This is a genomic window from Arthrobacter sp. zg-Y1219 (assembly GCF_030125545.1).
Lineage (GTDB): Bacteria > Actinomycetota > Actinomycetes > Actinomycetales > Micrococcaceae > Arthrobacter_B.
Genome location: NZ_JASKLY010000013.1, coordinates 216,099 through 239,147, shown reverse-complemented (window position 1 = coordinate 239,147; position 23,049 = coordinate 216,099). Strand labels below are relative to the sequence as shown.

Here is a 23,049-nt window from a genome sequence, read left to right as displayed (position 1 = left end):
GGCAGAGCTGCACACTCGGCATCAGGGGCGGCGGTGAGGCCCCTTGCGCACTAGCCGATTGACTTGCCCGGCCGGCGGCCTGGCACACACAAAGGGGCCGGCCGGCGGTCCGGTCAGCGGGCCCGGACCACGCGTTTCTCGTCCCAGACCGGGGTCTCGGATTCGTAGACTTTGCCGTCGGAGCCGAAGACCAGGAACCGGTCGAAGCTGCGGGCGAACCAGCGGTCGTGAGTGACGGCCAGGACGGTGCCTTCGAACGCGTCGATGGCCTTTTCCAGCGCCTCGGCCGAGTGCAGGTCCAGGTTGTCGGTCGGTTCATCCAGCAGCAGCAGCGTGGCGCCGGAGAGTTCCAGCAGCAGGATCTGCAGCCGGGCCTGCTGCCCGCCGGAGAGCGAATCGTATTTCTGCTCCGAGGACGCCGCCAGCCCGTAGCGGTCCAGTGCGCCGGCCGCAGCCTCGCGGCCCAGCCCGGAGCGGTGGTCGTCGCCGCGGTGCAGGATGTCCAGCAGGGTTTTGCCGAGCAGGTCCGGGCGCATCATGGTCTGCGCGAAGAAGCCGGGCCGGATCCGGGCGCCGAGCTTCACCGATCCCTCGTGCGGCACCGGAGCGATCTCCACCTCGGACACCGGTTCGTGTTCCTTTTCCGGATCGGTGCCGCCGGCGGCCAGCAGCCGCAGGAAGTGCGATTTGCCCGAGCCGTTGGCGCCGAGCACGCCCACCCGGTCGCCGAACCAGATTTCGGTGCTGAAGGGCTTCATCAGGCCGGTGAGTTCCAGCTTTTGCGCGACGACGGCGCGCTTGGCCGTCCGTCCGCCGCGCAGCCGCATCTTCACGTTCTGTTCGATGGGCAGCGCCTCGGGCGGGCCGGCCTCAAGGAATTTGGCCAGCCGGGTCTGCGCGGCCTGGTAGCGGTTGGCCATGTCGGAGCGGAACGCAGCCTTGTTCTTGTACATGTTGACGAGTTCCTTGAGCTTCAGGTGCTCCTCGTCCCAGCGCCGACGCAGTTCCTCGAACCGGGCGTTGCGGTCCTCGCGGGCAGTGACGTAGCTGCTGAACCCGCCGCCGTGGATCCAGGCGGAAGCACCGTTGATGCCGGGCTCCAGGGTGACGATGCGGGTCGCGGCGTTGTCCAGCAGTTCACGGTCGTGGCTGACAAACAGCACTGACTTCTTGGATTCCGCGAGTTTCGCTTCCAGCCAGCGCTTGCCCGGAACGTCGAGGTAGTTGTCCGGTTCATCCAGGAGCAGCAGCTCGTCCGGGCCGGAGAACAGGGCCTCCAGGACCAGGCGCTTCTGCTCGCCGCCGGACAGCGTGGAGGCCTTGCGGTACTGCGCCCGGTCAAACGGCACACCCAGGGCGGCCATGGTGACCTCGTCCCAGACGGTTTCCTGCTCGTAGCCGCCGGCATCTCCCCAGTCGGCGATGGCTGTGGCGTACCGCATCTGGGTGGGTTCGTCGTCGCGCTCCATCATGGCCAGCTCGGCGTCGTCCACTGCCTTGGCGGCGGCGGCGAGCGCCGGCGGGGCGGCCGAGACCAGCAGGTCACGGACGGTGCTGTCGTCGCGGACCTGGCCTACGAACTGGCGCATGATGCCCATGGATCCGGACTTCGCCACGGTGCCTTCGTCGGCCTTGATGTCCTCCGCAATGATCCGCAGCAGCGTGGTCTTGCCGGTGCCGTTGGGGCCGATCAGGGCAGTCTTGTGCCCGTCCCCCACCTTGAAGCTGACGCCGTTGAGGAGCTGCCGGCCGTCGGAGAGGAAATAGTCAATGTTGGATACGTCGAGGTGAGCCACGCTCCTATCCTCCCATCCGGCGCGGGGCCGGCTGCATGGCTGCCGTGCGTGGACAGGCTGCGTGGAGCGGCTACGTGGACAGCGGCTGGCCGGATCTGTCTACGATGAAGCTCCCAACACCGGGGCCGACCAAGGAGCACACGTGATCTTCATAACCGTCAAATTCAACGTCAAGCCCGAATGGACCGACCGCTGGCCGGAACTGACTGCCGACTTCACGGCCGCCACCCGCGCCGAGCCGGGCAATCTGTGGTTCGACTGGTCGCGCAGCCTGGAGAACCCCAACGAGTTTGTCCTGGTCGAAGCCTTCAAGGACGACGCCGCTGCCGCCCACGTCCAGAGCGATCACTTCCAGCAGGCCATGAAGGACATGGTGCAGGCGCTGGTGGAGACTCCGAAGATCATCAACACCGTGATCGACGGCGAAGACTGGTCGCGCATGGGCGAGTTGACGGTCGAGTAATTCGGGCTGGCGGCCCGGCCGGTTCCGCGACCGCCCGGGGCCGCCCCGGGCCGCCCCGCGCCGCCCGGGACTACTTGGTGTCGAGGGTGTATCCGGCGCGGGTCAGCATCTTTCGCAGGTCAACCACTGTCTGCTCGTCGATGTCCTTGCCCCGCGGCGGCTCCAGGAAGTCCGTCTGCCCGCCGAGGGTGACCTCGTACTTGCCGTTGTGCTCCCGGGTGGTGTCGGCCACCGCTTCGAGCAGTGACACGACGTTCTTCCACTCAATGTTTGAGCTGGTGGGATGCCGCAGGATCTGATCCAGCGTGTCCCGGTGGTGATTGTTCAGGTGTTCGGTCATCGGAAACCTCCTGTTTCCAGTTCCCCACGACCGCGCCCGGAGCGCAAGGGACGGCGGCCTCCGCACCCTCCCGGCCACTACGTCCGGCCGCTACTTGGCGGCGGTGCCTGCCAATCGTGCGGCCACCCGCGCCGGTACGAGGTGGGCCACATGGCCCGCCATGGTTCGTGAGCCGAGCTCGATCACCAGTCCCCAGGCGGCCATGACCAGGAAGGTCCACGGCGCTGGCCCCACGGTTCCGAACCCTTGTCCGCCGCCGCTGCCGCCGGCCAGGGTTTGGCCGGCAGCGACGACGCCGAGCACGGATACCGCTGCGCCGGCAAACCCGAAGACCGCCGGCAGGGTCAGCCATCCGGCGCGGCGGCCCAGCGATTCGGGGCGCCGGTCCCGGGCCAGGAACCAGGCCACGGATGCGGCTGCGGACAGCAGCAGGGTCAGCGCACCGGCTGCCGCGCTGGCCCAGACCGGCAGGTCAACAACGGAGCCCGGAAGTTGTGCCGCCGCGGGCAGTCCTTGTTCCGCCACTGCTGAGAGATGACCGGCGGCGTAGGCCCAGGCCGAGGCCGTTGGCAGCCACAACGGCGCGGCAAACATCACGGCCACACCGCCCTTGACCAGGGCGGTGACTGCCAGGGCCGCTCCGGCCACTGCCGTGTAGGCCAGGTAATGGGCTCCGGCCAGGCGAAGCGCTGCGCGGACCCCGGGGAGGGACCGCTCCGCCCGGGTCACCCAGTGCGGTGCCGTTCCGGTCTCGTGCTTTCGCCCCGCCCAGCTGGCTACCGTGCCAAGCAGCACCGCGCCGGCGACCAGGCCCGGGGAGGCTGCGGTCAGGAACATGGCTCCGGTTTCGGTGTCTTCACGCAGCGAGAACGCCAGGCTCAGCAGCACTGAAACGGCGGCCAACGCCAGTCCGGTCAGCGCCGAATACAGCCAGCGCTGGCCCTCGGACGCCGACGGTGAGCTCCGCTCGGCCCGGCGGCCCAGCCGCCACAGCGAGGCGACCGACACCACGGTCAGGAGCAGGGGAAGGGCGCCTGCCCAGAGGCTGACAAGCGGGGCGGGAAGGTCTGCGTACCCGGCGGCGGAGACGGTCAGCACCGGAGTGCCGCCCAGCGCCATCGCGGCGAGGAAAAACGGATAAATCAACAGCGCCGACGGACCGTCCAGCCGGGCGCCCATGTTCCCGGCGGAATCATTCATGCCGTTCAGGGCTCCGGTGCCGCCCACAAAAAATCCCAGGACCAGCAGCGCCATCATCACCAGCGCGGCCCCAAGGGTCAGTCCATAGGCAAACAAGGCTGACTGCAGTGCCAGCCACCACTGCGGGGGCCGGCGGTCGGATTCGGCAGGCAGAGCAAGGGTGTCCGGGTTTCCCGGAATCCCGTTGTCCTGGTTGTCCATTTATCCATTCCCCCTGCAGAGCATGAGCAGCCTTGCGTCGGATTTAAACATACAAGCTTCCGGCGGCATCCCCTGCGGCGTCCCTGTAACGTCCCCGGCGCCGTCCCCCGTGCCATCCCCCGTGACCCGGCACGGCAGCAGCGGCGGCGGTCAGTTGTCCGCACCCAGGTCCGGGACGTCCATTCCGTGGTCCCGGCGCAGGGCCAGCGCCGCCGCGTGCCAGCCGCCCATCCCGTGGACTCCCGGCCCGGGCGGAGTGGAGGCTGAGCACAGGTAAACCCCGGGCAGCGGTGTCTGCCACGGATTCACTGCGGGCACCGGCCGGGCCGCCATCTGCCACAGGTTCACCGCGCCGCCGCCGAAGTCCCCGCCGACATAGTTCTCGTTGTAGCGCTCCAGATCCGCCGCCGTCGTTGCCTGCGAGCGCACGACGACGTCACGGAAGCCGGGTGCGAAGCGCTCGATCTGCGCGGTGACGGCCTCCGTCATGTCCACCGTGGATCCGGCCGGGACGTGGCAGTAGGTCCAGAGGATGTGGCGGTCCGCCGGTGCCCGGGAGGAGTCAAAGCTGCTCGGTTGGGACAGCAGGACGTACGGCCGCTCCGGATGCCGGCCGGCCGCCACCTGCGCCTCGGCCCGGGCCAGCTCTTCACGGCGGCCTCCCACATGCACCGTCCCGGCCCGGCGCACGCCCTCGTTGGCCCACGGAACCGGCCCCGAAAGAATGAAGTCCACCTTGCAGGCAGCGTTGCCGTAGCGGAACCGGGCCAGGGCCCGCGCATACGGCCCCGGCAGCTCCGGGCCGGCCAGATCGAGCAGGGTCGCCGGCGACACATCGAGCAGGACGGTGGGAGAACTCCTTACCTCGTTCAGCGACACCACCCGGTGACCGGTCACCAATTCACCGCCGTGCGCCAACAGGTCACTGACCATGGCATCGGCGATGGCCTGCGATCCTCCCTCCGGAATGGGCCAGCCCACGGTGTGCGCCAGCAGCGACAGCAGCAGCCCTCCTCCGGCCGAGGGCAGCGAAGGCATCCGCCCCACGGGATGCGCGGCGACCCCGGTGAGCAGTGCGGGGGCCTTCGCCTCGGAGAACCGCCGGTTCCACAGCGGAGTGCCCTGCTCCAGGGCCGCCCGTCCAAAGGCCAGCGCCGCCGCCGGCTCGCGGTAACCGCGGAGCAGCGGGGACATCAGCAGGCTGGTGATGTCTTCGCTGCGCCGCACCAGGGGCTGCATCAGGCGGCGGAAGGCGGCGCCGTCGGGCCCCAGGCCCTGAACCGTGCGTTCCAGGTCCCGGTAGGCCAGGCCGGCGTCCCCGCCGTCGAGCGGGTGGGCGTAGGAAATGTCCGGCACGGTGAGCTTGATCCGCTCCGCCAGCTCAAACCGGCGGAAAAAGGGCGAGGCCAAAGCCATGGGATGCACGGCGGAGCAGACGTCGTACCGGTGGCCGGGTTCCAGCAGCTCCTTGGTCCGGCTGCCGCCGCCGGCCGTGGGTCCGGCTTCAAAGACCCGGACCGACAACCCGGCGCGGGCCATGATGACCGCAGCGGCCAGCCCGTTGGGTCCTGCGCCGACCACTGAAACATCGGTCATGGGGTTCCTGCTTCCTGTGCTGTGGGCTGAACCGGGTCCGCACGCCAGGGCCCGCGCGGGAGCCGGAGCCGGAAGCGGTCCGGCGCATGGTCAAAGGGGCCGCCCTGGGGATCGTCGACGTCGAGCCGGCGCACCGGATCACCCGCGGGGTTCAGGATGTCGGCGACAACCCGCGCCACGAGCCAGGCCGTTGCCGCGACATGGCCTCCCACGGCCCAGACGTAGTACGCGGCCTCGATGTTGTTCCGGGGGTCGCCGCCGGAGGTCTGGGCGCCCAGGTACATCCAGACGGCCCACCAGTGCAGCACCTCAAAGAACTGCCACACCAGGAAGTCCCTCCACCGCGGGCGGGCGAGGGCAACCAGCGGGATCAGCCACAGGACAAACTGGGGCGAATAGACCTTGTTGGTCAGGATGAAGGCCGCCACGATCAGGAACGCCAGCTGGGCCAGCCGGGGGCGGCGGGGCGCGGCAAGCGCGAGCAGGGCTATTCCGGCGCACGCGGCGGCGAAGAGGGCGTACGCCCAGACATTGATGAAGGCCGGCTCCGCTTCCGCCAGGCCGAGCCGCCCGGACATCAGGTTCCAGGCAAACCACACCGAGGAATATCCGGCCGGACGCTCCCCGGTGAAGCTGAGGAAGAATTTCCAGCCGGTGAAGTCGGAGACCATGAAGGGAACATTCACCGCGAGCCAGGTGGCGGCGGCCGCGCCCACGGCCGCGAAGGCCGGCCGCAGCCGCAGCGTCCGCAAGGCCAGGACCAGCACCGCGCCCAGGATCAGCACCGGATACAGCTTCAGCGCCGTGCCCAACCCCAGGAACACCCCCGCCAGGACCGGCCGGCTGCGGGCGAAGGCCAGCATGCCCAGGGCGGCCAGCAGCACGGCCCAGATGTCCCAGTTGATGAACACGGACAGGATCATCGCCGGAGCCAGGGCCACCATGGCAGCGTCCCAGGGCCGGCGGTTGGTCATGCGCAGCGTGGCCACCACGGTGGCGATCCAGGCCAGGGCGGCCAGCGCGGCGTTGATGTCGAAGTAGGCCAGCGCCCGCTCCGCCGAGACACCGTCGCCCGGCACGAGCAGGGCGACGGCCCCGGCCAGCAGGCCCAGCAGCACCGGATATTCAAAGCCGACGCCGGGCGTCAGGAAGGGAAAGACGCCCTCGGCCAGCCCGCGCGAGTCAAACAGCACCGGCCAGTCCGAGTAGCAGGCCTGGTAGAAATGGTCCGGAGAGGTCCAGCCGCCGGTCCGGCAGGGCATTTTCACCAGCACGGCCAGGAGGGCGGCGGCAGTGGTGAGCAGGATCAGCACCCGTTCCACCGTGAAAAACCCCGGCGTCACGATCCCCGGCGCGGTGTGTCGGCCCAGCGGCCCGCCGATGACTTCGGTAAGCGTTTTGAGCAGCGGATCGTTGCGGCTGGGGACCACTGTGCGCAGCGGCCGCCGTCGGGGCTTGGGCTCCATGCTTACCAGTATGACGCCGGCAACGGGCCGCATCGGCCTCGAACACCGGCCTCGCGGTGGCCGTCGCGGGCGGTCCGCATGTGATGCTTCACACGGAACTTACGGGCTGAGGCCGTAGACTGGGCCGATCTTGCCGCGTTTGGCGCGGCAACAGTAAAATTTTTGTCTTCAAAGGAGAACCGTGGCAAAGAACCCCATTCGGGTCGCAATCGTCGGTGTTGGAAACTGCGCAGCGTCGCTGGTCCAGGGCGTCCAGTACTACCGTGACGCTGACCCGGACCTGACCGTTCCCGGCCTGATGCACGTGAAGTTCGGCCAGTACCACGTCAACGACGTGCAGTTCGTGGCAGCCTTTGACGTGGACAGCAAGAAGGTCGGCCTGGACCTGGCCGACGCCATTGGGGCCAGCGAGAACAACACCATCAAGATTGCCGACGTCCCGCAGACCGGCATCACCGTCCAGCGCGGCCACACCCTCGACGGCCTGGGCAAGTACTACCGGGAAACGATCGTAGAGTCCGACGCCGAACCGGTGGACATTGTTGCCTCGCTTCGGGAGAACAACGTGGATGTCATGGTCTGCTACCTGCCGGTCGGCTCCGAGCAGGCTGCGAAGTTCTACGCCCAGTGCGCCATTGACGCCGGCGTCGCTTTCGTGAACGCGCTGCCCGTGTTCATTGCCGGGACCAAGGAATGGGCCGACAAGTTCACCGCCGCCGGGGTTCCGATCATCGGCGACGACATCAAGAGCCAGATCGGCGCCACCATCACCCACCGGGTCATGGCCAAGCTGTTCGAGGACCGCGGCGTCATCCTGGACCGCACCTACCAGCTCAACGTCGGCGGAAACATGGACTTCAAGAACATGCTCGAGCGCGAGCGCCTGGAGTCCAAGAAGATTTCCAAGACCCAGGCGGTCACCTCCAACACGTCGGCGGACCTGAAGGCAGACGACGTACACATCGGCCCGTCGGACTACGTGGCCTGGCTCGATGACCGCAAGTGGGCCTTTGTCCGCTTGGAGGGCCGCAACTTCGGCGACGCTCCGGTGTCGCTGGAATACAAGCTTGAGGTCTGGGACTCCCCCAACTCCGCCGGCGTGATCATCGATGCCATCCGTGCCGCCAAGATCGCCCTGGACCGGGGCGTCGGCGGACCCATCCTCTCGGCGTCGAGCTACTTCATGAAGTCTCCGCCGGAGCAGTACAACGATGACGTTGCCAAGGAAAAGGTGGAGCAGTTCATCCGCGGCGAGGTCGAGCGCTAACCTCCCTCCCCCCGCTCAGCCTCCCCGCCGTCCCGCGAGATGGCAGAAGGTGCGCTTCCCAGTGCCGGGAAGGGCACCTTCTGCCATCTCGGCACGGGCCGGGCGCCGCTTAGAACAAACCCTGCGGCGTGCCGTCAGCGGCCACGTCCATGCGCAGCGCCGCGGGGGACTTCGGCAGCCCGGGCATGGTCATCACGGCCCCGGTGAGCGCGACCACGAAGCCGGCGCCGGTCTTGAGGATCAGGTCCCGCACGTGCACGGTGAAACCGGTGGGCGCGCCAAGCAGGGCCGCGTTGTCGGAGAACGAGTACTGCGTCTTGGCCATGCACACCGGCAGCGAATCCCATCCCCCGGCCCGAATCTCCTCCAGCCGGCGCCGCGCCGAAACTGAGAATTCGACGTCGTCGGCCCCGTAAATCTCCCGGGCCACCGTGCGGATTTTCTCCTCCACCGGCAGCTCCAGCGGATACAGGTGCCGGAAAGACGCCGGCTCCGCCAGCGCCGCCCGGACACGCACCGCCAGGGCGTCGCCGCCGGTCCCGCCGCCGCCCTGCGCCCAGACGTCTGCCGCGGCAGCCGGCACGCCCTCGGCTGCGCACCAGCGCAGCAGCCACTCGAGCTCCTCCGGCGTGTCGGTGCTGAACGTATTGATGGCCACCACCGGATTCAGGCCAAACTTCCGGATGTTTCCGATGTGGCGAAGCAGGTTGGGGGTTCCGGCCTCAAGCGCGGCCCGGTCCGCGCGGTCCAGTTCGCTCCGGGGCACGCCGCCCTGCATCTTGAGCGCCCGGATCGTGGCCACCAGAACGACGGCGTCCGGTGCCACGTCCGCGGCCCGCGCCGTGATGTCCATGTACTTTTCGGCGCCCAGGTCCGCTCCGAATCCGGCTTCCGTGACCACCACGTCAGCGACGGTGCGCGCCAGTTCGGTGGCGATCACCGAGTTGCAGCCGTGCGCAATGTTCGCGAACGGCCCGCCGTGGACCAATGCCGGGGTGCCGGCGAGGGTCTGCACCAGGTTCGGTTTGACCGCGTCCTTCAGCAGCAGCGTCAGGGCTCCCTCCGCGCCGAGGTCCCGCACGGTCACCGGCCGCCGGTCGTAGGTGTAGCCCACGGTGATCCGCGCCAGCCGGGCCTTGAGGTCGGCCAGGTCCCGGGCGAGGCAGAACACGGCCATGATTTCGGAGGCGACGGTGATGTCGAAGCCGTCCTGGCGCGGCGTGCCCTGCACCGGTCCGCCCAGTCCGATCACGATGTCGCGCAGCGAGCGGTCATTCATGTCCATGACGCGGCGGAACGTGATGCGCCGCGGATCGATGCCCAGGGTATTGCCCTGGTAAATGGAGTTGTCCAGCAGCGCGGCGAGGGCGTTGTTGGCCGTGGTGATGGCATGGAAGTCCCCGGTGAAGTGCAGGTTGATGTCCTCCATCGGCGCCACCTGGGAGTAGCCGCCGCCGGTGGCGCCGCCCTTCATGCCCAGGACCGGTCCCAGCGAGGGCTCCCGCAGGGCGATGACAGTGCTGACTCCCGCCTTGGCCAGGGCATCCCCGAGCCCCACGGTGACGGTGGACTTTCCCTCACCGGCCGGGGTGGGGCTCATGGCGGTAACCAGCACCACCTTGCCGCGGGTGCCGCGCGGAGGCACCCGCAGCGGGTCGATCTTGGCCTTGTAGCGCCCGTACAGTTCAAGGGCGTCTTCAGGAATGCCGGCGGCGGCGGCAACCTCCGTGACGGGTTTCAGCACCGCCCGGCGGGAGATTTCCAAATCACTGGACATGTCAGCGGCAGTGCGCATCGACGCGTTCCTTCCGTTCCCGACGCCGGCGGCCACCGGCGGTGGTACGGACCAAGCTATCAGCGGACGGACTGCGCCGAGAACTGTTCCGCGGCCTGCAGATAACTCTCGGCCGTAAGCGACGCCGTGCGCTTCCAGCCGAAGGCCGACGCATGCACGGCGGCACCGTAGCCCAGCGCCCGGCGCAGCCCGGCGTCGTCGTGCAGCCGCTCCAGCTCGGCTGACCACCGGCCGCTGTCATGCCCGTCCACCAGCAGGCCGGTGCGGCCGTGTCCGACGGCCTTGGGCAGCCCGCCGACATTGGCCGCCAGCACGGGGGTTCCGCAGGCTTGGGCTTCCAGGGCAACCAGCCCGAAGGACTCGCTGAAGGAGGGGACGGCGACGACGTCGGCGGCACGGAACCAGTCGGCCAGCGCAGCTGCGCCCACGGGCGGATGCAGGGAGACGTAGGCGTGCAGCCCCAGCGAGTCGATCAGCGGTTGCAGGTCCAGCACCTCGGAACCGCTCCCGGCGCCGAGGATGCTGACCTGCAGCGGGATGTCGGGACGGCGGGCATGCAGTTCCGCGGCGGCACGCACCAGTACCTGAGGGCCCTTCATGCGCTGGATGCGGCCGGCAAAGACAACGTGGAACACCTCCCGGGGAACGCCCAGGCGGGCACGGGCGGCGTGGGAGTTCCGGCTGGAGAAGATCTGCAGGTCCACGCCGGGAGCCACCACGTCCACCTCCAGCGGGTCGGCTCCGTACAGCGCTTCCAGCTCGGCGGCTTCGGTGCTCGTATTGGCGATCAGCCGGGTGGCGCCGTCGACGATGTCCTGTTCTCCGTCGATCCGGACCTGGGGCTCGGGCTTCTCTCCGGCCTGGAGGCGCAGGTTCTTCACCCGCGCCATGGTGTGCATGGTGTGCACCAGCGGCAGGTCCCACGCCCTGGCGACGGCCAGCCCGGCCGTGCCGGACACCCAATAGTGCGAGTGGATGACGTCGAACCGGCGGCCCGCCGGGAAGGGATGGATGTCGCTGACGCCCAGTGCCAGGGCGTCGGCCAGTCCGGGCAGTGCTTCCTTCGCGATTTTGCGGCGCGGTCCTGCAGTGATGTGGCGGACAGTGACGCCGGGAACGAGTTCCACGGCCGGCTGCTGACGCGGGTCCGAGGAACGGGTGAAAATATCCACTTCGACGCCGGATCTGGCCAGTTCCACTGCGACCGAGCGGACGTAGACGTTCATTCCGCCGGCATCGCCGGAACCTGGCTGCTCCAGGGGTGACGTATGCAACGAGAGCATGGCCACACGCTTTACCTGAAGCAACAGCACTCCCTTCTTGGCCGGCCGCAGTGCTAATCCCCTAATGACTTTATAACGCCGAGGGGCGGAGCATGGTTTCCGGGACGGTTGCCCTTGTCACTTCTGCTGCGGCGCGTCAAAGCCGGAACCCCATCCGACGGGGAGTCCACGCGGTACAGCGCGGACTCCCCGGGATTTGTTCCCGGTGGGCAGTTCCTACTTGGCGGAACAGATGACGTGAGCCAGCAAATGGCGCTCCGGTCCGTTCCAGCACGCATCAAGCCGCGCCTGGTGGACTGCTTCGGACCGCGCGAAGGAAGCGCGAACGCGGGCAATCAGGGTTAACGCCCTCCGCCAGGCAGGAGCGGGCGCCGCCCCCGGTGTCGGAACGCCCGACGGCGGTCGGTCCGGCGGCAGGGCCGGCGCTGACGGAGGGGGGATGGTTTCCGGGTGCTCCGGGTTTTCCCGGGGGTCGCTGGAGAGGGACGAGGGCAGGTTGAAAGAACGCACAATAAACTCCGAAAGAATGGCACACCTGTTTTTGGGTGCGCGAAAGGTACGTGGGAGAAAAAGGAAAAAATCCCTCAAGGCAGGGAGAATAAAAGGCGGTTAAAAAGGCAGGGTATTCAGAAGGCAGGCTGCCGCAGCAAACAACAGTGCGGTCGAATTACCGGCAGATCATTATCCGATAAAACAATGCCGAGCCAGGGAAGAGTGCCGCAGGGCGTGCCGGGAACGGAGCTCCGCGACCGAAGAAAGGAACAGTGCCAAGAGGGAACCCTGCCGGGAGGAACCATGTCGCCGCTGGGCCGGTGCCCACCGCAGGACGGAGGCAACCGCAGGGAGGTGTCCATCCCAGGACACCGCCCACCCGAGGACGCTGCCCCTCAGAGGCAGGTCGTTCCCGGAACAGAGCCGCCGGGCGGCCGGTGCGAGGCTACCCGCGGCCGCCAAGGCCAAACGGGTAGCGTGAACGCCGTCCGGTTCCGCCCTGCCGGCCTGTTCCGCCGGCCATCCGCCGTCCGGTGGGCCGGAGAGCCGGCCACGCAGTCGAAGGGGTGGACGTGCGGGCCTGCGGGCAGGCATCCGTCGTGGCAGTGAGGAATACATGGATGGTCATTACCCCACCTCCCTTTCATGAGTGCGTGGATTGCCGGAATGGCTGGTGCGGCCCGCTTATCAGAAAGCTGGCCGCAGGAAAAACATACAACAGGTTTCAGTTCCGTGCCAAGCATTTCCTGAAACTTTTTTCATTTCTTTGCTGCTAATAGTTCCAGCGCACTATTGCGGGCGTGTGTTTGTCCCAGCCCAGCAGGCAGACGGCAGCGGTTCCGAGCACGAAATGCCGGCCGTGGTCTGCCGGAAGCCCCAGCCAGCGGGCCGCGAGAATCCGCAGGAAGTGGCCGTGCGCCACAAGGAGGACCTTCTCCACCGGGGTTGCTCCCGGATCCCGGTCCATCGGTGTGCCGCAGCCGGCCTGCACGAGGGAGACGATGCGGTCGGCGCGCTCCGCCACCTGGTCCAGGGTCTCCCCCTGGGGAACGCCGTCGTTCCAGATGAGGTAGCCGGGGTTCTCGGCCCGCACCTGCGTGCTCTTGCGGCCCTCGTTGGCTCCGTAGTCCCACTCGTGCGCATGGGGCAGGATCCGCGGCTCGGGGTATCCCACCAGCTCCGCGGTGCGCCGGGCGCGGATCAGCGGGGAGGACAGCACCAGGTCAAAGTCGACCTGCCCGATCTTCTCCTTCGCGGCGACCGCTTGGGCCTCCCCGGCCGCGGTCAGCGGAATGTCCGTCAGGCCGGTGTAGTTTCCCTCGCGGGACCACTCCGTCTCGCCGTGGCGCAGCAGCCACAGGCGCGGCAGCCGCGTTCCCGCCGGCGTCGTATCCGGAACCGCCGGACCGAAGTCCTCAGCGTCGCTCATTTACTTCCTTCCACTGTTGCCGACGGGTTTGTGCCCGCCTCTGTTTTGTCACCGGCGCCGGCCTCCGGGGCCGCCGCCTGCGGGCCGGGGACGTCCCGGCTTTCGGGCTGCTCGGCCCACCACCCGCGAAGCAGGGCGGCCGCTTCAGCCTCGCCGGAAGGCCCGTTTTCCATGCGCTCTTCGAGTAGGAACCGGTAGGCGCGGCCAACCACGGGGCCCGGGCGGATGCCCAGCAGCGCCATGATTGCCTCTCCGTCCAGATCCGGACGGATGGCCGCGAGCTCCTCCTGCTCGGCCAGCGCGGCGATCCGCAGCTCAAGGTCGTCGTAGGCGAAAGCCAGCCGTTCGGCCTTCCGCCGGTTGCGGGTGGTGACATCCGAGCGGGTGAGCCGGTGCAGCCGCTGCAGCAGCGGGCCGGCGTCGTTGACGTAACGGCGGACGGCGGAGTCCGTCCAGCCGGCATCACCGTAGCCGTAGAAGCGCATGTGCAGCTCCACCAGCCGCGACACCGCCTTGATGGTGTCGTTGTCGAAACGCAGCGCCTTCATCCGCTTCGCGGTCAGCTTCGACCCGACGGCGTCATGGTGCAGGAAGCTGACGGAACCATTGGGCTCGAAGCGGCGGGTGGCGGGCTTTCCGACGTCGTGCATCAGGGCCGCGAACCGCAGGACGAAGTCCGGGGCGGGAACATCGCCGTCGGCGCCGGTCTCATGCCCGCAGGCCTGGCGCAGCACCGTCAGCGAATGCTGGTAGACGTCCTTGTGCCGGTGATGCTCGTCGATTTCCAGTTTCAGGGCGGAGACCTCCGGCAGCACATGCTCGGCCAGTCCGCTTTCCACGAGCAGGTCGATGCCGGTCCACGGCGCCTTGCCGTTGATCAGTTTCACGAGCTCATCGCGGACACGCTCGGCGGAAATAATCGTGATCCGGCCGGCCATGTCCTTCATCGCCTCAAACACATCCGGGGCCACATCCACTTCCAGCTGGGACGCGAACCGGGCGGCGCGCATCATCCGCAGCGGATCGTCGGAGAACGACGTCGACGGGGCGCCCGGGGTGCGGACGAGGCCGGCCTGCAGGTCTTGCGCTCCCCCGAACGGATCCACCAACTCCATGGAGGGCAGCCGCAGCGCCATCGCATTCATGGTGAAATCACGGCGGAACAGATCATCCTCAAGCTTGTCGCCGAAGGCCACGGCCGGCTTCCGCGACTCCGGGTCATAGGCATCGGCCCGGTAAGTGGTGATTTCGATCTGGAACCCGGCCTTGCGCAAACCGATGGTGCCGAACGCCCGGCCGATCTCCCAGTACGTGTCGCACCAGCGGCGGATGACGTTGATGATGTCATCCGGGCGGGCGTTGGTGGTGAAGTCCAGGTCCGGAGACACCCGCCCCAGGAAAAGATCACGCACGGGACCGCCGACGAGGGAAAGCTCGTAGCCGGCGTTCTCGAACAGCGTTCCGAGCTCACCGACAACGGAGGGCAGGGGAGTCTTCAGGGCCGAACTATCAAAAAGGTGCACCATAGTGCTTTAAGCGTGCCAGATAAAAGGTCCGAAGACGCACAGCGGGGTCCCTTCGGTGCCCGGACACGCCGAGCGTTCCCGCGTCCTCCCCGGGCCTCCCCCGGACAGTCATCATCCCCGGACAAAGATCGTTAGAGTGGTCCTATGGCCCATCCTGTACCGAGCGCACCCAAGCGAACCCCATTGACGGCGTCAATGGGCGGGGTCGGTGCGCATCCGGTGCATGCCTCACTGCCCACGGTGGAAGAGGTCTCGGCCGGCGGAATTGTGGTTGACTCCTCATCCTCGGAGCTGCCGGTGGCGATCATTGCCCGGCTGAACCGCGGCGGACGGCTGGAATGGTGCCTGCCCAAAGGCCATCCCGAGAATGATGAAGACAGCCGCGAAGCAGCCATCCGGGAGATCGCCGAGGAGACCGGAATCGACGGGCGCATCCTGACCGCCCTGGGCAGCATCGACTATTGGTTTACGGTCAGCGGCCACCGGGTGCACAAGACGGTCCACCACTTCCTGCTGGCCGCCACCGGCGGAAACCTCACGATCGAGAACGATCCGGACCACGAGGCCGTGGACGTTGCCTGGGTTCCCCTGGCCGAGCTCGGCAAACGGCTCTCCTTTCCCAACGAGCGGCGCATCGCCGACCTCGCCCGGGAAATCCTCCCCCGCTACCTCTGAGCGCCCGGCGAGCGGGTGCACCCGCTTCGCCCGCCACGCCCGGCCCGCCTCAGACCTTCAGGCGCTGCCCCCCCGGTTTAAGCCCTGCCCGGTCGAGGTGAGAGCATAGGGACACCATGGCCGAAAAGAATATTGCTCCCAGCACGGCGCGCTCCAGCGCGGTAATGGCAGCTGGAACCCTGTTATCCCGCGTCCTTGGCCTTGTCCGGACCGCACTCCTGGCCGTGGCAATTGGCAATGCCGGCTTGGTGTCTGACATTTTCAGCAACGCCAACGTGCTGCCCAACTTCATCTATCTGCTGCTGGCCGGCGGCGTGTTCAACGCCGTCCTGGTCCCGCAGATCATCAAGGCCAGCAAACGGCCGGACCGCGGCCGGGAGTATGTCTCCTCGATCATGACCCTGAGCCTGGTCGGGCTGGGCATCCTGACCGTGGCCGCCACCGTCGCGGCACCGTGGATCCTGCCCGTGGTCACCCGGCTGGACGAGTCCCAGCTCCCCCTGGCCACCACGTTTGCCTACTGGCTGTTTCCGCAGATCTTCTTCTACGGCGCCTACGCCATCATTGGCCAGACGCTCAACGCCAACGGTCGGTTCAGCCCCTACATGTGGGCTCCGGTGGTCAACAACCTGGTGGCCATTGCCGGCGTGATCCTGTTCATCACGCTGATGGGAACCGAGGAAGCCAACCAGTTCTCGCCCGAGAACTGGACGTCGTCCGCCACCTTGATCCTGGCCGGCAGCACGACGCTGGGCATTGTCGCGCAGGCAGCCGTGCTGCTTATTCCGCTGAAGAAGCTGGGGCTGGGCCTGCGTCCCACCTTCCGGCTGCGCGGCATCGGCCTGCGGCAGACCGGCAAGGTCGCCAAGTGGACCATCATCACCATGGTGGTGGGCAACGGCGCCTACCTGATTTACAACAACGTTGCCACGATCGCCACGGCCGCGCGTCCTGCCTATGCAGCCATGAATCCGCCGCAGATCATTGCCGGCCAGGTGAACCTGGAAACTGCTTCCATGTTCTACATGATTCCGCACTCGGTGATCACGCTTTCCCTGGCCACGGTGCTGTTCAACCAGATGTCCCATGCCTTCACCGAAGGCAACCTGGCCCAGGTCCGCGACACCATCGCCACCGGGCTGCGGACCATTGGAGTGGCCACCGTCTTCTGCTCTGCTGTGCTGGTGGTGCTCGCAGGCCCCATCAGCATGTGGCTCAGCGGCGGGTCCACTGCCTCGGCCGCCGTCCAGGGACAGGTGCTGGTGCTGCTCTCCGTCAGCGCGCCGTTCCTGAGCGCCACCTTCCTCATGAACCGCGCTTTCTACGCCGATGAAGACAGCAAAACGCCCATGGTCATGCAGATCATGCTCTCCGTCTTCGGCGTTCTGCTTGCCTTCGGCGCCTCCGTCCTGCCCCCCAACCGGGTCATCTTCGGCCTGGCCATTGCCTATTCTCTGGGGAACATTGCCGGCGTGCTGGTCAGCCACATTTTCCTCACCCGCAAACTGGGACACTACGGCGCCGGGGAGGTCTTCGACGTGCATGTCCGCCTGACCGTTGCGGCTCTGGGCTGTGCGGCACTCGGATCCGCGGCACTCGGCATGCTGGGCGGCTACTCGGCGGACGGCTTCGCCTGGCAGTCGCTGACCGGCTCCCTGGTCACCCTGCTGATCTGCGGCTCACTCATGGCCGTGTCCTACTACTTCATGCTGCGCGCCCTGAAGGTCAGGGAACTGGATGCTTTCCTCGGCCCCATCCTCGCAAAGGTCCGGCGGTAGGCGCCCGTTCCAAGCGGTGCAGGTCCCGGCACCCGCAGGGCGCGGCTTTCGCTTGACAGACAGGCGGGCGCCAACTCCGGGTTTGCCAATCCGCGCAGGTAGCATGGGGGAAGAAGCATGCTTTGGAGTCTCTTCGTTACCAGGCAGTGTTGAACCAGCAGTAGTCAAACAAGCGGCAGGCCAGTTCACAGCACTTTGATTATTTGCACTACCTTGAATATTTCGCATTACCTTGAATGCAGTAATTGCCGTTTCCATGGGAGGAACACGTGCCACAGCCGGTAGACGTAGGCTCAACACTGGGGGGCCGCTACAAAGTGACCGCCCAGGTTTTGTCCTCAGCGGAGAACGATCTGGTCCTTGACGGCGTGGACCAGGTACTTAACCGTGCCGTGAGCATCCTCCTCGCAGCTCCCGAGAACACCGCACAGGTCAGTGCCAGCGCCCGTGAGGTTGCCACCGGCGAACGGGCCAGCAACGTGCAGATCCTGGATCTCGGCGTCAGCGATGGCCGCACCTACCTGGTCACCAACAACGCCAACGCGGCCGACCTCCTGGACCTGGTGATCGAACGGGACGCTCCGTTCGTCGAACCCTTCTTCACAGACACGCTCGGCTCCGAGATCTTTGGGATGCCCCGCTCCCGTGAGCCGGAGACCACTGAGGACGACCGGTACGTCGAAGAGCCCGCGGAGCGCGCTCCCCGCAAGCCCCTGATGGCCGGCCGCCCCCTGCCGAGACTGCCCAAGTTTGGGCGTGCGGGTGCTGCCGCCGGCGCCGGCGGCGGTGTGCTCTCGGGGGCCGAGGAAGCTGCTGCTGCCCGTGATCTGGAGTTCGGCGACGCCGCGGATGCTCCTGCCGAAGCAGCCACCGGAGCGGCGAACATGCCGCCTCCCTCCGCCGCCCGGCCCACCAGCGGCGCGGCGCCGGCCACCGGCCCGACGCCCAAGGTCTCCCGCTGGACGGAAACCGATTACGCCTCGGAAGCCGACTCCGTCCCCGAGGAGAACCCGGCCGCCGAAGAGCCCGCGGCTCCTTCCGCGCCCGCGCGCCGGGCTCCCGGCAGCGGTTCCGAGCGGCTTCCCTCCAATTTCCCGAAGTCCGCCGTTGCAGCGACCGCTGCCGCCGAGGACGATTACGAGGGCTACGAGGACGATGACGACGACGCGGCCCCCGGCGGACGCCGCACCTGGGGTCGGGTGCTCGTGGGTGCGGTCCTGACGCTGGTCCTGGTTGTCGCCGTCGTCCTGGCTGTTGGACAGCTGGGCAAGCAGGGCAACGACGCTCCGCAGGCGGCTGATGAGCCCACCGCTGCGGCCAGCGCTCCCGCGGAAGCTCCGCCGGCAGCCGCACCGGTGCAGACCGCAGCCGCACCCGTGCCGGCAGGCATCAGCCGCCTGGTGCCCGGCAACCCCGCCCTCGATGCGGAAAACGACGGGGCGCTGCCGCAGATCCTCGACGGCAACCCGGCCACCTACTGGTCCAGCTATGTCTACGCCAACGACACCTTCGGCGGCTTGGCACCCAACCTCGCCCTCGTCGTCGAGCTGGAAGAGGAATCGGCGATCAACAAGATCGACATCAGCCAGCTCAACGGAACCGGCGGCAGCTTCTCCGTGCTGCTGAATGATTCCCCGAGCCTGGAGGGTGCCTCCTCCGTGGCCGAGAGCGGCTTCACCGGTCCGACCACCAGCATCCAGGTGCCCAAGGTGGAAGGTGAAGCGGCTACGGCCAAGTATGTCATCGTGAACTTCACCCAGTTGCCGCGCCTGAGCGGTGGCCTCCAGGCCACTTATCCGTGGGGCCTGCGCATCGCGGAAATCGGCGTCTCCTAGCATTGGAGCCCGCACCGGACCCGGCATCCGCCGGGTTCGGTGCCGCATCCGCCTGGATCGGTGCGGCGGGATCGGCCCCGACGGCCCCGTACCGGGCCGCTGCCGTGTCCGGTAACGCGCCGCCCGGAATAAGCTTGAGGCTGTAACGGTTGTGCCCAGTGGTCCCGGAGTAAGCAAACGGCATGCCGGTTCACTCGGATTCACCAGCATCACTGCCGGAACGCAAGAGTTTTCAACAGGAAGAGGAACACCTAACCGTGAGCATCGAAACCCCCGCAGCCGCCGACGGCGTCCGCGACGTCATTATTGTCGGTTCCGGTCCGTCCGGTTACACAGCGGCTGTCTACACCGCCCGTGCCAACCTCAAGCCGCTGCTGATCGCCAGCTCAGTCACCGCCGGCGGCGAGCTGATGAACACCACCGACGTGGAGAACTTCCCCGGCTTCCCGGAAGGCGTCATGGGGCCGGATCTCATGGCCCAGTTCGAAAAGCAGGCTGCCCGTTTCGGCACCGAGATCCTCTTCGAAGACGTCACCAGCGTTGAGCTCGACGGCGACATCAAGAAGGTGACCATCGGCACCGGTGAAACCTTCCTGGCGCGTGCGGTCATCATCTCGACGGGCTCCGCCTACCGGGAGCTCGGCCTCGAGGACGAAAAGCGCCTCTCCGGCCGCGGCGTCAGCTGGTGCGCCACCTGCGACGGCTTCTTCTTCAAAGGCCAGGACATCGCGGTCATCGGCGGCGGCGACTCGGCCCTCGAAGAGGCCCTGTTCCTCACCAAGTTCGCTTCCACCGTCACTGTGGTTCACCGCCGCAGCACCCTGCGGGCCTCCAAGATCATGCAGGACCGCGCCCTGTCCCACGACAAGATCCGCTTCGTTTGGGACTCCGAAGTTGCGGGGATCCACGGCGAGGACAAGGTCACCGGCCTGCGCCTGCGCAACACCGTCGACGGCACCGAGTCCGACCTCCCCGTCACCGGCGTCTTTGTCGCCATCGGCAACGATCCGCGCACGGACCTCGTCAAGGGCCAGCTGGAGCTGACCAGCGAAGGCACCATCGCGGTTGCCGGCCGCACCTCCAAGACCTCGCTGCCCGGCGTGTTCGCTGCCGGCGACGTCATCGACCCCACCTACCGCCAGGCGATCACAGCCTCGGGTTCCGGCTGTGTGGCCGCAATCGACGTCGAGCACTATCTTGCCGATCTGGGCGACGCCGCCCAGACCGCCGCCGAGGTTCCGACGCCGCCGGCCGAAGCCGTATCCGAACACTCCGCCCTTTAAGTTCAGAACCTGTTAGGAGCAACACATGAGCAACGCAAAAGATGTAACCGACGCTTCCTTCGGAGCCGATGTCCTCACTGCCGACAAGCCTGTCATTGTCGACTTCTGGGCGGAATGGTGCGGCCCCTGCCGCATGCTCTCCCCCATCCTCGATGACATTGCCGCGCAGTATGCCGACAAGGTCGACGTCGTGAAGGTGAACGTGGACGACAACCCCGCCATCGCGGCCAAGTACGGCATCACGTCCATTCCGGCCGTATACGTCTTCCAGGGCGGCGAGGTGGCTGCCACGTCCATCGGCGCCAAGCCCAAGCAGGTCCTGGAACAGGAATTTGCGGCGTTCCTGAAGTAAAGACACAGACCATGCACTCGGCAGGAGAATCCCTGCGGAGAATGGATGCCGGCCGGCACGTTGTGGCGCTTCGAGAAGCGTTGCTGCGTGCCGGCATCTCCATGTCCTATCTGGCTCCGGACTCCGTTAACGACCCCACCCTTTTCGATGACCACGTAGACGCTGCGGTCCGTTCCTTCCAGCAGAGCCGCGGCCTCATAGTCGACGGCGTTGCCGGCCGGGACACCCAGCGCGCACTGGCCGAAGCGCAGTTCCGGTTCGGTGACCGCACGCTGGCCTTTGTTGAAGGCGAATCTCCGGCGCGCGGCGACGACGTCGCTGAACTTCAGCGGCACCTCTCGCACCTGGGCTTTTACTACGGCCACATCGACGGCGAATTCAGTTTGCGGACACGCTACGCCGTGGCCGAACTGCAGCAGAACCTGGGCATTCCCGGCAGCGGTGTCTGCGATGAAGCCACCATGCGCGCCATGGCCCGGGTGAACCGCGCCATCACTCCGAGCCAGGCCTTCGCGCTGCGGGACTACGAGCGGCTGGACCGCTCCACCGCGGCTCTGCGCGGCCGTATGATCGCCCTCAGTACCGGAGCGTCGGAGCTGGCCTCCCCGCACGCCGTCGAACGCCTCACCTCCCAGCCGCTGACCGAGGCCCTGGTGGCGGCGGACATCGGCCGCCGCGTGGAACGGATCCTGCGGGAATTCGGTGCCGGGGTGGTGTGGCGGTCCTCCACATTTTCAGCATTGAAGGTCACCGGCACGAGCGTGCCCAGCCTCAATCTGGACCTTCACTGTGACTGGCTGGACCAGGAAGCCGCATCCGGCATCGCCGCCTTTTACTGGGGCCTGCCGGGGACCGGAGAGGCGCGCTCCCCCATCGGGCACCGCGCGGCCATTCTCCTGATGAAGGAGCTGGCGGCGCGTACCGGCATGGACAGCCTGGGCGTCCACGGCCGGACCTGGGACACCCTGAAGCTCTCCGGAATCCCCTCGGTCGGTTTGGACCTGGGCTACCTGAGCAACCGCGGCGACGCGGAACGGCTTGCCGATCCGGTGTTCCGCCAGACGGTGGCGGACTCCATCGTGATCGGCATCCAACGCCTCTACCTGCTGGAAGAAGAAGACCAGCCCACCGGAACGCTGGCCCTGGACGACGTCTTCCGGTTCAACCCCATGGAGGAGTCCGGGGAACGGCGCGTAGCCGGCCTCTAGGCATGTCACAAACAACGACGGCGGCACTCCCGGCAACGGGGGTGCCGCCGTCGCGGGTTTAGTTCATAGAACAAGGAGCGCGGTGGCCGCCACCTTTGCGGTCCGGGCACGGGGGGGGTTGTGTAACTACCTCCTTGCTCGCCAGGACGTGAACGCCGGTCAGTCACGCACTCCAACGGCGGCGTCGTGCAGGACGAAGGTTGCAAACCCCAGCTCGCGTCGTGCGCCGCTCAGCCAGGCGTCGCGATTCTCACGTGCAGCGGCGAATGCCTGGTCACGATCCTCGGTCGTCGAGGCCTCCCGCACGGCCCAGTCGACGAGCGACCCGGTCCAGCTGAACTGGTAGTCGTCCCACTCGGCCAACGTGCTGACGTGCCCGTACGACGGCTCGAACCCGTGCTCATGGAAGGCTCGCACGAGGCCGGCGAGGTCGGGATAGGCGTCGGCCGAAACCTCGAGCGCGGCCAGGGCAGAAGCCGACGGGGCGCCCTCCCAGATGCTGTCGCCGATCAGCGCTTGGCCACCGGGGCGCAGATGCCGCCGGACAGCGCCCAGCATGTCCTCCAGCCGGCCGAAGGCGTGGCTCGCACCGACGCACAGCACCACGTCGAAGACCCCGTCGTTCCAGGTGGCGGCATCCGTCTCGATCCAGCGCACCCGGTCGCTCAGTTTCCGCTCGTCGGCACGCCGGGCGGCAGAGGCTGGGACCATTTGGTCGATCCCTACGCCAGTGATTCCGGGGTGGGTGAGTAGCAGCTCCTGCAGCCACTCGCCCTCGCCGCACCCGAGGTCAACGGCGCGGGCGCCGTCGCTTGGGCTCAGCCAGCCGACCAGTTCGCGCAGCCGATCGGGCGCCACCGGCGCCGCGATTGGATGGCGCAGGTGGGCAATGTCGAAGATCTCGGAGCGCTCCATCGCAACGACGCTACAGGATTCAGCCGACGCCGAGGCTGAGACACCCCGGCGTGAGGCGCGCGGTTCCGCCCTCGGCGTCGAGCTGGTCGGCGTGGGTCTGGACGGACGCCGTGGTGGCCTGCTTTTTGGGTTGTTTTGTCAACCGAGTG

Annotated in this window: 20 protein-coding genes; 8 read left to right on the top strand and 12 right to left on the bottom strand. The window is 67.4% G+C overall.

Translation table 11 applies throughout. The annotated features are described in order from the left end of the window. Positions 1 to 113: 113 nt before the first annotated feature. The gene (locus QNO00_RS10335) at positions 114 to 1,796 is read right to left on the bottom strand and encodes an ABC-F family ATP-binding cassette domain-containing protein (RefSeq protein ID WP_229966452.1); all 1,683 of its coding nucleotides are present in this window, start codon (positions 1,794 to 1,796) and stop codon (positions 114 to 116) included. A gap of 142 nt (positions 1,797 to 1,938) precedes the next feature. Between QNO00_RS10335 and QNO00_RS10330 the strand changes: the two genes are divergently transcribed. Beyond that, on the top strand, positions 1,939 to 2,259 hold the full coding sequence (locus QNO00_RS10330) for a putative quinol monooxygenase (protein WP_284024452.1): 321 nt from the start codon (positions 1,939 to 1,941) through the stop codon (positions 2,257 to 2,259). A 70-nt stretch (positions 2,260 to 2,329) separates the two neighbouring features. Here QNO00_RS10330 and QNO00_RS10325 read toward each other — a convergent pair whose 3' ends face one another. The 4 genes from QNO00_RS10325 to QNO00_RS10310 form a co-directional block, all read right to left on the bottom strand. Further along, positions 2,330 to 2,599, bottom strand: a complete 270-nt coding sequence (locus QNO00_RS10325) for a hypothetical protein (RefSeq protein WP_229966454.1) — start codon at positions 2,597 to 2,599, stop codon at positions 2,330 to 2,332. Positions 2,600 to 2,689: 90 nt separating this feature from the next. Beyond that, a complete protein-coding gene (locus QNO00_RS10320; RefSeq protein ID WP_284024451.1) occupies positions 2,690 to 4,000 on the bottom strand; it encodes a hypothetical protein in 1,311 nt (436 codons plus the stop codon). A 150-nt stretch (positions 4,001 to 4,150) separates the two neighbouring features. Next, positions 4,151 to 5,596: a phytoene desaturase family protein gene (locus tag QNO00_RS10315; RefSeq protein WP_284024450.1), complete on the bottom strand. Its 1,446-nt coding sequence runs from the start codon at positions 5,594 to 5,596 to the stop codon at positions 4,151 to 4,153. Beyond that, positions 5,593 to 7,071, bottom strand: coding sequence for a glycosyltransferase family 87 protein (locus QNO00_RS10310; RefSeq protein WP_502863349.1), 1,479 nt, complete (start codon positions 7,069 to 7,071; stop codon positions 5,593 to 5,595). Before QNO00_RS10310 ends, QNO00_RS10315 begins: the two co-directional genes overlap by 4 nt. A 172-nt stretch (positions 7,072 to 7,243) precedes the next feature. Between QNO00_RS10310 and QNO00_RS10305 the strand changes: the two genes are divergently transcribed. Then, positions 7,244 to 8,329 (top strand): inositol-3-phosphate synthase, encoded by a 1,086-nt coding sequence (locus tag QNO00_RS10305; protein ID WP_284024448.1) that lies wholly within the window; start codon positions 7,244 to 7,246, stop codon positions 8,327 to 8,329. Between the two features lie 109 nt (positions 8,330 to 8,438). On the opposite strand, the gene QNO00_RS10300 is transcribed toward QNO00_RS10305, so the two are convergent. The 5 genes from QNO00_RS10300 to QNO00_RS10280 all read right to left on the bottom strand — a co-directional run bounded on the left by QNO00_RS10300 (position 8,439) and on the right by QNO00_RS10280 (position 14,854). Continuing rightward, positions 8,439 to 10,124: a formate--tetrahydrofolate ligase gene (locus tag QNO00_RS10300; protein ID WP_284024447.1), complete on the bottom strand. Its 1,686-nt coding sequence runs from the start codon at positions 10,122 to 10,124 to the stop codon at positions 8,439 to 8,441. 59 nt (positions 10,125 to 10,183) lie between these two features. After that, complete coding sequence (gene mshA, locus QNO00_RS10295) at positions 10,184 to 11,431, bottom strand: D-inositol-3-phosphate glycosyltransferase (protein ID WP_284024446.1); 1,248 nt, start codon at positions 11,429 to 11,431, stop codon at positions 10,184 to 10,186. A 913-nt stretch (positions 11,432 to 12,344) separates the two neighbouring features. Then, entirely contained in the window at positions 12,345 to 12,527 is a 183-nt protein-coding gene (locus QNO00_RS10290; protein WP_229966461.1) for a hypothetical protein, read from the bottom strand. Between the two features lie 144 nt (positions 12,528 to 12,671). Beyond that, positions 12,672 to 13,328 carry a histidine phosphatase family protein gene (locus QNO00_RS10285; protein ID WP_229966462.1) on the bottom strand — a complete coding sequence of 219 codons (657 nt, stop codon included), beginning with the start codon at positions 13,326 to 13,328 and terminating at the stop codon, positions 12,672 to 12,674. Further along, the gene (locus tag QNO00_RS10280; RefSeq protein ID WP_284024445.1) at positions 13,325 to 14,854 is read right to left on the bottom strand and encodes a CCA tRNA nucleotidyltransferase; all 1,530 of its coding nucleotides are present in this window, start codon (positions 14,852 to 14,854) and stop codon (positions 13,325 to 13,327) included. The genes QNO00_RS10285 and QNO00_RS10280 overlap by 4 nt, the downstream gene beginning before the upstream one ends. 144 nt (positions 14,855 to 14,998) lie before the next feature. On the opposite strand from QNO00_RS10280, the gene QNO00_RS10275 reads away from it, so the two are divergent. From QNO00_RS10275 to QNO00_RS10250, 6 genes are all read left to right on the top strand, one after another. Continuing rightward, positions 14,999 to 15,529, top strand: coding sequence for an NUDIX hydrolase (locus QNO00_RS10275; protein WP_229966464.1), 531 nt, complete (start codon positions 14,999 to 15,001; stop codon positions 15,527 to 15,529). A gap of 116 nt (positions 15,530 to 15,645) precedes the next feature. Further along, positions 15,646 to 17,307 carry a murein biosynthesis integral membrane protein MurJ gene (murJ, locus tag QNO00_RS10270; RefSeq protein ID WP_284024444.1) on the top strand — a complete coding sequence of 554 codons (1,662 nt, stop codon included), beginning with the start codon at positions 15,646 to 15,648 and terminating at the stop codon, positions 17,305 to 17,307. A gap of 269 nt (positions 17,308 to 17,576) precedes the next feature. Then, positions 17,577 to 19,142, top strand: a complete 1,566-nt coding sequence (locus QNO00_RS10265) for an ABC transporter substrate-binding protein (protein ID WP_284024443.1) — start codon at positions 17,577 to 17,579, stop codon at positions 19,140 to 19,142. Positions 19,143 to 19,399: 257 nt separating this feature from the next. Next, on the top strand, positions 19,400 to 20,425 hold the full coding sequence (trxB, locus tag QNO00_RS10260) for a thioredoxin-disulfide reductase (protein WP_284024442.1): 1,026 nt from the start codon (positions 19,400 to 19,402) through the stop codon (positions 20,423 to 20,425). A 25-nt stretch (positions 20,426 to 20,450) separates the two neighbouring features. Continuing rightward, positions 20,451 to 20,777: a thioredoxin gene (gene trxA, locus QNO00_RS10255; protein WP_104053463.1), complete on the top strand. Its 327-nt coding sequence runs from the start codon at positions 20,451 to 20,453 to the stop codon at positions 20,775 to 20,777. Between the two features lie 11 nt (positions 20,778 to 20,788). After that, positions 20,789 to 21,985: a peptidoglycan-binding protein gene (locus QNO00_RS10250; protein WP_229966467.1), complete on the top strand. Its 1,197-nt coding sequence runs from the start codon at positions 20,789 to 20,791 to the stop codon at positions 21,983 to 21,985. A gap of 159 nt (positions 21,986 to 22,144) precedes the next feature. Here the strand turns inward: QNO00_RS10250 and QNO00_RS10245 are convergent, their stop codons facing one another. Then, positions 22,145 to 22,900: an SAM-dependent methyltransferase gene (locus tag QNO00_RS10245; RefSeq protein ID WP_284024441.1), complete on the bottom strand. Its 756-nt coding sequence runs from the start codon at positions 22,898 to 22,900 to the stop codon at positions 22,145 to 22,147. A 19-nt stretch (positions 22,901 to 22,919) separates the two neighbouring features. Next, complete coding sequence (locus QNO00_RS10240; RefSeq protein ID WP_269439197.1) at positions 22,920 to 23,042, bottom strand: hypothetical protein; 123 nt, start codon at positions 23,040 to 23,042, stop codon at positions 22,920 to 22,922. Positions 23,043 to 23,049 lie beyond the last annotated feature (7 nt).